Origin of the sequence: Gilliamella sp. wkB72 (assembly GCF_001693745.1) — a bacterium.
GTDB lineage: Bacteria > Pseudomonadota > Gammaproteobacteria > Enterobacterales > Orbaceae > Gilliamella > Gilliamella apicola_E.
This window is the reverse complement of record NZ_LZEI01000009.1, coordinates 242225-255009: the sequence shown is the minus strand read 5'-3', so window position 1 is coordinate 255009 and position 12785 is coordinate 242225. Positions and strand designations below refer to the sequence as shown.

The window sequence follows — 12785 nt, the reverse complement described above, 5'->3', positions numbered from 1 at the left end:
ATATCGATCTCATCTTATTTAGTTAACGGCATTGTCCAAAGCACTTTATCGTTACAATACTCTGGTAAACTTGCTTGCCATAAAATTTTATCGCTTAACACAGCTTCAATTTCCCACGGAAACAAAACATGAGGAACATTATTATCAGTAATAGCTAACCAATCATTATCTGACGAAAGCCATAATTGCTGATAATTAACGCGTTGAATAGATCCTCTAAACTGCCAAGCCTGAATCTGCATATTTAAAAGATCGGTTTGTTCTTGGCAACCTAGCTCGATCTTTTGCAAAAAAGGATCGCGATGACCATCAGCATTCACTGTGAAACAACACATCATCAATGCAAAAACAAATAAATAACGACTCATTGCATACCCTTCTTAAACAACAAACTAAATCTAATCCGCAAATAATTATCTTGCTTACCGATTGATAACTGTTGAAAGTTCAAATAGTAGAAATTCTCGTTAAAATCGCCAATAAATTTCATAAAATCAGAAAATTGCCCATTTAATTCAACATCCCAATAAGTTGCTGAATCATTTTGTTCCAGTTTGAACGACATCAACTTCAAATGATGACGATCAATAGCGTTAGCAAGTTCATGCTCGGTTATCAAAGTTAGCGAACTATTTTTAGCGGCATGATAACGTTCAATTCTTGCTTGAAGCATTTCAATTTCAACTTGCTTTTCTTGATACAACGCCATTTGCTGATCAGCTTGTTGCTTTAAATCCTGAATAAAAAATTGATAACCAATAAAAAACAGTGTTAACGGTAATAAAATACAAACTAAGTATTGTTGCCAAATCGGCCTCTCTAGAAAGTCGTTATTCATTCAACTCAATATCCATTTGAAACAACAAACTATCCTGACTTTTCTCGATATTTTTTACCTGACTTTTCGTCACATTTGCAGAAAGTTGCTGATTAAAATTGATAATATCCACATAATTGACACTACGACCGGTAATTTTAATTTTTTCAGGCTCATATTCGTACAGATTTAACCAAATCGTTGCTGGTAGTTTGTTAGAAAGCATTTGTAACGACTGTTGTATCTGTTTTTGACTTGATGAAGGATTAGGAATATAAGATTCAGCCAACAACTCTTGTTGCAACACTAGTTGAGCAGATAGTTGTTGAGAATAGTGTTCGATGTCTGACTGCGTGTTCATCAAAAGATAAAAAAAATAACAGGTCAACACCCCGATAAAATTAACAACAAAAAGAAGTAACTTAAATTGGTGCTGTTTTGCCTTTTGTTTTCGCCATGGTAGAAAGTTAAATGAACTATTTTCAAAATGACTACCGACAAATGTTACTCCATATTTTTGGAACAAATCTAACCAGTCATTAACCGTTTTACGCTCACAAATAGCAATCATTAAAGTTTTAGGTGAAATGGATACATAATCAAAAAAAAGCTGATTGCCAGATTGTTGGAAAAGTTTGTATAGGGAGGCTTCAACATAACTAGTCAATTCGCTTACCGTCAGTTTAACATCGGGATAAGTGGTTTTCTGGTACTGTACAAAATCATCACTTAAATTTAATTCAATTGACGTTAATCTTGGTAGTTTTAGATTATGCATAAACTGATCGACATCAGCCAAATCTTGATAAACGATAAAATCCTCATTCACCTTCCCGCTTGATTCGACTAACTGATAGTGCAGTTTTGTGGGTTCGATAAAAATTACTACGCGACTTTTATTAAAAACCATCATACTAAATAGATTGAAAAACAATATCGCCCAATCTTAATCACAATTATCTAGATTCAAACCTACAAAATCCATTTTTGCGAAGTATCATCCAAAAAATGACTAAAATTACACCGAACAGGGCTAAATTTTAGGAAAAGTAAAAAAAAAGGTTGACTGAAATAAGACACGCCTTATAATGCACATCCACACGGTAAGGGTGATTAGCTCAGTTGGGAGAGCACCTCCCTTACAAGGAGGGGGTCACTGGTTCGAACCCGGTATCACCCACCAATTCTTACCGTGAAGTTTTCGAAAGAAACATTGGGGTGATTAGCTCAGTTGGGAGAGCACCTCCCTTACAAGGAGGGGGTCACTGGTTCGAACCCGGTATCACCCACCACTTACTACTTATTTTATGGGTTGTTAGCTCAGTCGGTAGAGCAGCGGACTTTTAATCCGTTTGTCGAGCGTTCGAATCGCTCACGACCCACCATTTTTTCTCTCTTGTCAAAACATCATTAATTAAACGCATCATTCAATATATTTATTATTTACCTCAAAAAATTTCGCTGAAGCGTCCCTTCAAAAGAAAAATAAAAGAAATAAGTAAGGACTCTTAATTAAAGATAAAATTGATAGAGAAAATGATGTAAGGCAAAACAGCTATTGCCCTTAGGCAATAGCATAGAATAAAACGACATTAAAAAGGTCCAAACGACTAACGGGTTACTCCATAACCTAACGGATAGAGCGCCTTCATGTCGTTTGGTAAATCAGAAGATTGTTTGATAACACTATCCATTGAATCTGGTAATGCAATTGGCAATTTAGCATTATAAGGTTTGCTATCAAATAAACGTTTAAATAGCACCTCATCTTTAACACCAAAATTTGCTACAACCGCATTAGCACTTTGCTTAATAGGTGTTAAAACGGCTGGGCGATCCAAATAAACAGTTACTACAACGGGATGTGATTTTCTCGCCTCATTGATAAATTTAATATCTTTATCATCCGCCGCAAATTCTAATGAACCTTCATGATATCTTGCGCCAAAAAAGTAGTTCTTATGAGGTTGCTCAAAAGGTGCATTTACCCTAGCCACAACTACATCAGCTTGCTCTAACTTATCGACAATGGTGACTTTACCTTTAAGGGTATTTTTAGCGTCATCGGCAAAACCGTATAAAAAGACTTTACTTTTCGCTTTCAATGGCAAAACTTTATCATTATTCTCTAGTAAAACCATTGAATTAAATTGTGCTTCATCAGCAATCTTTTGGAAATTTTTATTGCCGACAAAACGACTAGCTTGGTTTGGATCGACATAAGGATTTTCAAATTGTCCTAAAGCAAATTTTTGCGTCAAAATCGCTAACACAGCACTATCGACTGCCTTTTCGTCCAATTTATTATTTTTTACTGCTGACACAATAACAGAACTATCACTCACGCCACCAAATTGTTGAACCCCCGCTTCGATAGCTTTAATAAACCGTTGCTCGACAGTCAAATCTTCAACGCCCCAAGGCATACCTTCAGGTTTAGACGGAACATCAGGCGGATTACCATTAATACAGACTTCATTACAATCTTTAGTGATATTCCAATCACTAATAATCACCCCTTTAAATTTATAAGTATCGCGTAGCAAATCTTTTAACAAATAACGGTTAAAGCCAGCACCAACTGCTTCGATTTTATGACCATTAATTTCCGCATTTTTTAAAATCGAATATGTCGGCATAACCGCTGCCACATTCACCTCAAAAGCACCTATAAATGGAATGATATGCTCTTCCAAACTATCTTTTTTCGAATAAAGTGCATATTTACCATAAGAACTGTGACTATCAAAACCATTCTCGGCGGCACCATAGCCAACCCAATGTTTAACCACGGCTGACACGCTTTGTGAATTTAGACCAAGTTTACCATTTTGCATACCAGAGATATAACCACGAACCATGCTTTTGCTCAGCATTGGATCTTCACCGAATGTCCCCTCAAAACGAGACCATCTTGGTTCAGTTCCCAGATCAGCCATGGGTGATAATGCCTGAGTGACACCCAATGAACGGTACTCTTGTCGAATGATATTACCATACTCATTAATCACAAACTCATTACCAATCGCCGCCATCCCCAAAGTTCCTGGCCATTGGCTAAAACCGCTTTTACTGGTCACTTTATCATCATAATAAAAGGTATTTCTAGGATCGATGCTAATCGTTAAAGGAATCCCCAATCGAGAAGACTCAGCAATTTCTTGTAATTGATTATTTTGCTTAGCAAAATCCTTAGGATTGACTTCTAAACGCGTAATTAAACTATTTACCTTATCAGTAAGCACTAACTGTTTAATTTCATCTAGATTATACTTATCACCATGCCCAATCTCACTACCATAAGCTTTGGCATTACCGTGCATCATTAAGCCTGCTTTTTCTTCTAACGACAATTTGGCAAGTAGATCTTGTGCACGAACTTCGGGAGATAAGCGCCAATCTTCAAAAGGTGATAACTTACCATCACGATCAAAGTCTTTAAATTTCAGATTATCAACTACAATATTTTTTAATTGATGACTCTTAAGCCCTATTTGTTTAAGCGCTAGTGCTTGCCCAGTGACTAGCGTTGCACTAATCAACAACGTCAACTTAACTATTTTACTTGTCATATAAACTCCTTATCTAAACAATCAACTTTGAACGCCTTATTCCATTGAGCGTTTTTTGGCAAAAATAATTGACTAAAAATGTTAATAATCAGCCGAAAAAAGCTTGGATCAAATTATTACTGACAAATTAACACCAAAATAAATATCGTATAAGAGAAGAAATCTGATAATTGTGATGGATATCACGTAAAAAATGAGTAAGAAATGAGGAAAACGAACAGATTAATAAAAAATGCAACGCCAAAAGCGTCACATTATTGACCACAAATCACATAAACAATAAGTCGATAAGCAATATAAAACATCACCAGCCCAACAACCGAATCCAATATGACCCACATCCTTTTTTGTCTAAATAGAGGCGTAAGCAACCTAGCGCCATACCCAATACCAAAAAACCAAATAAATGACACACAAACTGCACCAATTAAAAACGCCCATTTTTGCTCAGTAGAAAACGTACCGGCAATCCCACCAACAATTACCACTGTATCCAAATAAACATGAGGATTAAGTAAAGTCACCGCAATTGTCGACAAAATCACTTTTGTTAAAGAACTCTTTCGTTGCTCGGCAGAATCAACCTGCATACTGCTATCACCTCTCACTGCGCTTTTAAATGCATTAAATCCATACCAAAGCAAAAACAATGCACCAAAGATGGCTAATGAATTAGTAATTATAGGATAACGACTAATAAAAGACCCCACGCCCCATATACCAATAGTCATCAAAGCGAAATCACAAAAAAAACAGATAGCAGCAACAAAAAAGATATGATTTTTTAACAACCCTTGCTTAAGCACAAACAAATTTTGCGCGCCAATAGCAATAATTAAACTCGCCGAAATCATCGCGCCACGTAAAATATCGGTCAGCATTAAACCTAAAATCCTTAATCAACGAAAAGTAAGCATTATACAAAAACAATAAAGAATTTTGTATCAAAACCAAGAATTATTACGCATTTATAAAAAACAGTTATAATTATCCCCCTGAATAAAAAAATAAAAAAGTACAAGAAATGGTTGTCGAATTTATAATCTTCTTAATGATAGGCGCATTTGCGGGATTGCTAGCAGGTATATTTGGCGTGGGTGGTGGATCGTTAATTGTACCGGCATTAATAATCGTACTTAATCACTTTAATCATGGTGGAGAATGGATAAACCACATCGCCGTCGCCTCATCGCTTGCCACCATTATTGGCACCAGCTTATCATCAAGTTGGGTTCAGAATAAAAATCATAATATCCAATGGTCGATTCTAAAAAAGATGGTGTTAGGATGCATGATTGGCACGATGGGCGGATCGTATATGACACCTTATATTCCCGGTGTTTGGTTAAAATGGATTTTTATCGTTTTTCTTGTCTACACCGGAAGTAAATTTATTCTCAAAAGCACCAATGTCGCCCAAAATCGAAACGCTGTATCATTTCATGACACGATTTATATCATTATTGGTGGACTAATTGGCGTGTTTGCTGCCCTAGTTGGTGTCGGTGGGGGGGTATTGGTGGTTCCTTTCTTAAAAAAATGCGGGGTAGATATACGTAAAGCGATTGGCACCTCTGCGGCATTTACCTTACCGGTAGCGCTTGGCGGAACAATTGGCTACATTATTGCAGGATGGAATATTGAAGAATTACCAGAATATAGTTTAGGTTTTGTCTATCTACCAGCAGTAATATCCATTATGATCACCAGTATACCCATGGCAAAAATGGGTGTACAAATTGCACAACGATTATCGATAAATAAATTGATAAAATACTTTGGTATCTTTTTATTGCTAATAGCTATAAAACTTATAATTTCGTAATTTGAAGCTTCAAAAACCCCGCTCCTCAACTTTTTTTGAGATAAAATACCTAAAAAATAAACCCGCCGAGGCGGGTAATTGAAGCATCGCTTAGCCGCAAAATCGCTTTTTTTTATGGCTAAAAGACGTTGACTCCTTGAGTCAGCTTACTTTTAATGACTCAACACTATTTTTTATCACCCCCACCCCCACCCCCGCCCTAAGGATTAAGGACGAAGGAATAAGAACTAAGGATAGGCACAAAGCCCGTAGTTGTAGTTGTAGGTGTAAAGCCAATTCACAGAACCGCTGTCTGAGTAGACGACAAACTGGTTACTACCATTCGGGTCACTAGACCAGTACCAAAGGTTGACGAAGCCAACGCTAGAGTAATCCACCATTTTGCCCCACTCCGTGAAAAAACCTGAACCTATATGACGCATGTAAAAATTATTACGCGAGGAAGGGGTGGCGCCGACTGAACCCTGACAGTGAGAACCTGAATTAGTACCACGACAAGATGCATTGGTTAAATCCCTTATGCGAGGCATCCGATAACCAAGACTATTACACCAAGATAAGGTATTAGAAAGAGTGTCCTCCTTAGAACCTCGGTTCACGAACCACTGCTTCAATGTAAAACCATATTTGACGACTGGAGTACCATTACTATCACGACCGACCAACTCGAAGGTCTGAGGCAAAGAAATAGTGGAAAGAGGACCAGGATTGGCTGAACTAATCTGGGATGGAGTAGCGTAAGGACCAGTTAAAGTAACGCGTACGCTTGTAGCAGTAGGATTAGACATTGTGACTGTGATACCACCCTGAGAAACAGGAGACCAAAACAATGGCTGACTACTACCACTAATGAGTAAATCAAAGTACAATCCATTAGCGCCAGTTGTAGGAAAGTTTCTACCGTAAGAGGATGGGCCAGTTGACTGAGGGATAAAACCATTAGCAGGGTCCCACATTGAAGCTGGGCCAGCATAATTACCTGTACCGTAATTCAAATTAGGTCTGGCAAATTTAACACAAACTGAGGAACCAGGCTTAGGATTGACGTAATAAGTCACGCTACTTTCACGGAAAGTACTACGATTAGGAAATCCGTAACGTGTAGATAATATACCGTCAGAACTGGATAACGTAACCTTATAAGGTGCAGAATCAGTACACGTCGTTAACATTGTATCACGTGACACTGGTTGATTGTTTTTATCGACGATAGATAAACTTAAAGAACCAGTAGCAGTAACGTCAGCATCACCATCATCATCTCCCCAATAATTATTAGGAGGACCGATAAGAGCACTTAAATCGACTGAATTTGTATTAGTTGGGACGAACATACGAATATCAGCAAAACTCTGACCCTCAACCGGCAAGGAGATTGGTGCTGAAGAAGATGAAGTATTGGTTGAAGGCGTGTACCTAGTTCCGTCAGATAGAGTAATCCCAAGCAGACCGTTAGTATCAACCGCACGAGTACGACCACCGTCGAAAGTCAGATAAGGTGCACTACCCTGTATCGCATTCCTAGTTGTCTGTGATGTCAATGCGTGACCCGAAAAAGGAAGGAAAAAGACCACGAAAAAAACAATCTGCCGGGATAATTCGGAAAAGGATCGAAATCTGAAAGAGGATCCGGAAAACGTTCGGAAAAAAGATCGAGAAGAGGATCGCGGAAGCGATCGCGCGAAAACTCGCAGAATTTCACTTGATTGCGTGGAAAAATAAGTTTCAGTGAAAAATTTAAACTGGGTGCTGGACTTAGACGAATTTAAAAGATAGGTTGGCCAGGTTGCCTGTTGCCTGTTGCCTGTTGAAAATTATAATGCATTTTGGACTATCCTGTCAAGTAATTTTTTGATTTATTTGTAATTTTATACTTTTATATCAAATTTTAGCCTTGTAGCTAAAACCGTGTAAAAAGTATAGTGATTGGAAAAACACGATGCAACACTTTTTTTCACTCATTTGCGTTAACTTTTGTAAATAGGATCTAAAAAGGATCTAAGTTATAACTGATTAACTTTTGTTTTAATTAAATATGTTGCAATTACAAATCTTTAAAATTAGAGCAATTGATCCTCGAAAATTTTATTTTAAGGCTTTGGATTAGAAATTTAGTGATTTGGATCATTTAATAATTTTTAAGTGAAATTTAGAACCCCAAAAACCCCACTCCTCAACTTTTTTTGAGATAAAATACCTAAAAAATAAACCCGACGAGGCGGGTAATTCAAACGTCGCTTAGCCGCAAAATCGCTTTTTTTTATGGCTAAACGACGTTGACTCTTCGAGTCAGCTTGCTTTTAATCACTCAACACTATTTTTTATCACTCCCGCCCCCGCCTTAAGGATTAAGGACGAAGAAATAAAAACTAAGGATGGGAGCAAAGCCCGTAGTATTTGAGGTAGGTGTAGTGCCAATTCACGTAACCGTCGTAAGTGTTCACGAAAAACTGGTTAACACCATACGGGTCACTAGTCCAGTACCAACCGTAGGAGGAGAAGCCAACGCCTGAATAATCCAGCATACGACCCCACTCCGTGACAAAACCAGAACCTATATGACGCATGTAAAGATTATTAGGAGAAGAAGGAGTAGCGCCGACTGAACCCTGACAAAAAGTGTCTGCATGACTACCACGACAAGATGCATTGGTTAAATCCTTTACCTTAGGAAGGCGATAACCAAGACTATTACACCAAGATAATGTATTAGGATAAGTGTCATACTTAGAACCTCGGTTGACAAACCACTGCTTCAAAGTAAAACCATATTTAATAACTGGATTACCATTATTGTCTCGACCGACCAACTCGAAGGTCTGAGGCAAAGATGGAGTGGAAACACGACCAGGATTGGATGAATTAATCTGGGATTGAGTAGCGTAAGGACCAGTTAAAGTAACGCGTACGCTTGTAGCAGTAGAATTAGACATTGTGACTGTGATACCACCCAGAGAAACTGGAGACCAAGACAATGGCTGACTACTACCACTAATATCTAAATCAAAGTACAATCCATTAAGACCTGTAGTAGGAAAGTTTTGACCGTAACGTGACGGGTCTGTTTCTTGAGTGAGAAAACCCTTAGCAGGGTCCCACATTGAAGAAGGGCCAGCATAATTACCTGTACCGTAATTCAAATTAGGTCGAGCAAAACAAACCACAGGCCCAGCCTTAGGATTAACGTAATAAGTCACATTACTAGCACTGAAAGTACTACGATTAGGAAATCCGTAACGTGTAGATAATATACCGTTAGTACTGGATAAGGTAACCTTATAAGGTGCAGAACCATTACATGTCGTTAACACAGTATTACGTGATACAGGCCGATTGTTTCTATCGACGATAGATAAACTTAAAGAACCTGTAGCACTAACACCAGAATCACCATCATCATCACCCCAATAATTATTAGGAGGACCGATAAGTGTACTCAAAGCGACTGAATTTGTATTAGTCGGAACGAACATACGAATATCAGCAAAACTCTGACCCTCAACCGGCAAGGTGATAGGTCTTGAAGAAGATGAAGTATTGGTTGAAGGTGTATATGTAGTTCCGTTAGATAGCGTAATCCCAAGCAGACCGTTAGCATCGACCGCACGTGTACGACCACCGTCGAAAGTCAAATAAGGTGCACTACCCTGTATCGCATTCCTAGTTGTCTGTGATGTCAATGCGTGACCCGAAAAAGGAAGGAAAAAGACCACGAAAAAAACAATCTGCCGGGATAATTCGGAAAAGGATCGAAAACAGGATCTGAAAATGGATCCGGAAAACGACCGGAAAAAAGATCGAGAAGAGGATCGCGGAAGCGATCGCGCGAAAATTCGCAGAATTTCACTTGATTGCGTGGAAAAATAAGTTTCAGTGAAAAATTTAAACTGTGTGCTGGACTTAGACGAATTTAAAAGATAGGTTGGCCAGGTTGCCTGTTGCCTGTTGCCTGTTGAAAATTATAATGCATATGTGACAATCCTGTCAAGTAATTTTTTGATTAATTTACAATTTTATACTTTTCTGCTAAATTTTAGCCTTTGAGCTAAAACCGTGTAAAAAGTATAGTGATTGGAAAAACACGATGCAACACTTTTTTTCGCTCATTTACGTTAACTTTTGTAAATAGGATCTAAAAAGGATCTAAAGAATGATTGTTTAACTTTTGTTTTAATTAAATATATTATAATTACAAATCTTTAGAATTAGAGCAATTGATCCTTAAAAATTTTATTTTAGGGCTTTGAATTAGAAATTTAGTGAGTTTGATATTTGAATAATTTTTTAAGTAAAATTTAAAACCTCAAAAACCCCACTCCTCAACTTTTTTGCTAAAAAACACATCAAAAATAAACCCGCCTAAGCGGGTAATTCAAACGTCGCTTAGCCGCAAAATCGCTTTTTATTGCTAAACGACGTTGACTCGTAGCTTACTTTTAATCACCTAATACTATTTTTTATCACCCCCGCCCCCGGCCTAAGGCCTAAGGATTAAGGACGAAGAAATAAGAGCTAAGGATAGGCACAAAGCATTTTGTGGTAGGGGTGGGTGTTGTTTGAACGCACACTACCATTCGTATCCACGATAAACTGGTAGCTACCAGCAGGATCATGAGTCCAGTAAATACCGCGTAAAAAACCAGAGTATCCCATATTCCCCCATTCCGTGAAAAATCCAGCACCTATATGACGCTGGTAATGATTACCTTGTGATCGAGGAGTGGCGCCGACTGAACGACGACAGTTAGAATCGTTTTTGGGACAAGATGCATTGGTTAAATCCTTTACATCAGGAACTCGATAACCAAGACTATTACACCAAGATGGGCCATGATAAGAAGAATAAGCACCCATCCAAGTACCACGGCCTACGAACCACTGCTTCAAAGTAAAACCATATTTAACAACTGGATTACCTTGGCCATCACGACCGACCAACTCGAAGGTCTGAGGCAAAGTTGGTTTTTCAATACGACTAGGATTATTAGAACTTAGATCAGTTGGAAAAGGACCAGTTAAAGTAACACGTACACTTGTATCAGTAGAATTAGACATAGTAACTGTGATACCACCCAGAGAAACAGGAGACCAAGACAATGGCTGACTACTTCCACTAATATCTAAATCAAAGTACAATCCATTACCACCAGTTGTAGGAAAGTTTCTACCGTAAAGTGACGGGTCAGTTGACTGAGGGATAAAACCTTTATAAGGGTCCCACATTGAAGATGGACCGCGGAAATCGTGAGAAATACCAGCCTCATTAAGCTTTCCATACCTTAAGTTAGGCCGAGCAAAACAAACCACAGGCGAAGCCTTAGGATTGACGTAATAAGTCACATTACTATCACGGAAATCACTACGATTAGGAAATCCGTAACGAGTAGATAATGTACCGTCAGTACTAGATAACGTCACCTTATAAGGAGAATTACAAGTCGTTAACACGGAATTACGTGATACTGATTGACCTCTTTTATCGACGATAGATAAACTTAAACGACCAGTAGCAGTAACGCCAGAATCACCATCATCATCTCCCCAATAATTATTAGGTGGACCGATAAGAGAACTCAAAGCGACTGAATTAGTATCAGTAGGAACGAACATACTTATATCAGCAAAACTCTGACCCGCAACCGGCAAGACGATAGGTCTTGAATCAGATGAAGTATTGGTTAAAGGCGTATATTGTGTACCATCAGATAGTGTAATCCCAAGCAGACCGTTAACATCAACCGCACGTGTACGACCACCGTCGAAAGTCAGATAAGGCGGAGTACCCTGTATCTGATTTGCTGTTGTCTGTGATGTCAATGCGTGACCCGAAAAAGGAAGAAAAAAAGCCACAAAAAAAACAATCTGCCGGGATAATTGGAAAAAGGATCGAAAACAGGATCTGAAAGAGGATCCGAAAAACGATCGGAAAAAAGATTGAGAAGAGGATCGCGGAAGCGATCGCGCGAAAATTCGCAGAATTTCACTTGATTGAGTGGAAAAATAAGTTTCAGTGAAAAATTTAAGCTGGGAGTTGAACTTAGACGAATTTAAAAGATAGGTTTGGCAGGTTGGCTGTTGGCTGTTGAAAATTATAATGCATTTTAGACTATCCTGTCAAGTAATTTTTTGATTAATTTACAATTTTATACTTTTCTGTCAAATTTTAGCCTATTAGCTAAAACCGTGTAAAAAGTATAGTGATTGGAAAAACACGATGCAACACTTTTTTTCGCTCATTTACGTTAACTTTTGTAAATAGGATCTAAAATGGATCTAAATTATAATTGATTATCTGTTGTTTTAATTAAGTATACCATCATTACAAATCTTTAAAATTAGAGCGATTGATCCTCGAAAATTTTATTTTAAGGCTTTGAATTAGAAATTTAGTGATTTTGATATTTTAATAATTTTTTAAGTAAAATTTAAAACTTCAAAAACCCCACTCCTCAACTTTTTTGGTGGGAAAAAGGGTTTCTAAAAAGCGCCATAGTTTAAGCAGAATTATTTATTTGGGACAATATTTCAAAACAGAATTTAGAACCCCAAAAACCCCGCTCCTCAACTTTTT

9 protein-coding genes and 3 tRNA genes are annotated in these 12785 nt (G+C 37.9%); 4 read left to right on the top strand and 8 right to left on the bottom strand.

The window, feature by feature from the left end:
* Positions 1-14 precede the first annotated feature (14 nt).
* From A9G07_RS05620 to A9G07_RS05610, 3 genes are read right to left on the bottom strand one after another with little or no spacing between them, the layout of a single operon-like run.
* Entirely contained in the window at positions 15-368 is a 354-nt protein-coding gene (locus A9G07_RS05620) for a hypothetical protein (RefSeq protein WP_065734361.1), read from the bottom strand.
* Entirely contained in the window at positions 365-838 is a 474-nt protein-coding gene (locus tag A9G07_RS05615) for a hypothetical protein (protein ID WP_065734360.1), read from the bottom strand. The genes A9G07_RS05620 and A9G07_RS05615 overlap by 4 nt, the downstream gene beginning before the upstream one ends.
* A complete protein-coding gene (locus tag A9G07_RS05610; protein ID WP_065734359.1) occupies positions 831-1730 on the bottom strand; it encodes a PilN domain-containing protein in 900 nt (299 codons plus the stop codon). Before A9G07_RS05610 ends, A9G07_RS05615 begins: the two co-directional genes overlap by 8 nt.
* Before the next feature lie 194 nt (positions 1731-1924).
* On the opposite strand from A9G07_RS05610, the gene A9G07_RS05605 reads away from it, so the two are divergent.
* The 3 genes from A9G07_RS05605 (at position 1925) to A9G07_RS05595 (ending at position 2202) form a co-directional block, all read left to right on the top strand.
* Positions 1925-2000: transfer RNA gene (locus tag A9G07_RS05605), tRNA-Val, on the top strand.
* 33 nt (positions 2001-2033) lie between these two features.
* A tRNA-Val gene (locus tag A9G07_RS05600) sits at positions 2034-2109 on the top strand.
* 17 nt (positions 2110-2126) lie between these two features.
* A tRNA-Lys gene (locus A9G07_RS05595) sits at positions 2127-2202 on the top strand.
* 225 nt (positions 2203-2427) lie between these two features.
* Here A9G07_RS05595 and A9G07_RS05590 read toward each other — a convergent pair.
* Positions 2428-4389, bottom strand: a complete 1962-nt coding sequence (locus tag A9G07_RS05590; RefSeq protein ID WP_065734358.1) for a glycoside hydrolase family 3 protein — start codon at positions 4387-4389, stop codon at positions 2428-2430.
* Between the two features lie 254 nt (positions 4390-4643).
* Complete coding sequence (locus A9G07_RS05585; protein WP_141677480.1) at positions 4644-5267, bottom strand: LysE/ArgO family amino acid transporter; 624 nt, start codon at positions 5265-5267, stop codon at positions 4644-4646.
* A 146-nt stretch (positions 5268-5413) separates the two neighbouring features.
* Between A9G07_RS05585 and A9G07_RS05580 the strand changes: the two genes are divergently transcribed.
* Complete coding sequence (locus A9G07_RS05580; protein WP_065734356.1) at positions 5414-6214, top strand: sulfite exporter TauE/SafE family protein; 801 nt, start codon at positions 5414-5416, stop codon at positions 6212-6214.
* A gap of 227 nt (positions 6215-6441) precedes the next feature.
* Here A9G07_RS05580 and A9G07_RS05575 read toward each other — a convergent pair whose 3' ends face one another.
* The 3 genes from A9G07_RS05575 to A9G07_RS05565 form a co-directional block, all read right to left on the bottom strand.
* Positions 6442-7788, bottom strand: a complete 1347-nt coding sequence (locus A9G07_RS05575; RefSeq protein WP_065734355.1) for a hypothetical protein — start codon at positions 7786-7788, stop codon at positions 6442-6444.
* Positions 7789-8583: 795 nt separating this feature from the next.
* Positions 8584-9927, bottom strand: coding sequence for a hypothetical protein (locus tag A9G07_RS05570; protein WP_141677478.1), 1344 nt, complete (start codon positions 9925-9927; stop codon positions 8584-8586).
* A gap of 799 nt (positions 9928-10726) precedes the next feature.
* Positions 10727-12064: a hypothetical protein gene (locus A9G07_RS05565; RefSeq protein ID WP_065734353.1), complete on the bottom strand. Its 1338-nt coding sequence runs from the start codon at positions 12062-12064 to the stop codon at positions 10727-10729.
* Between the last annotated feature and the right edge of the window lie 721 nt (positions 12065-12785).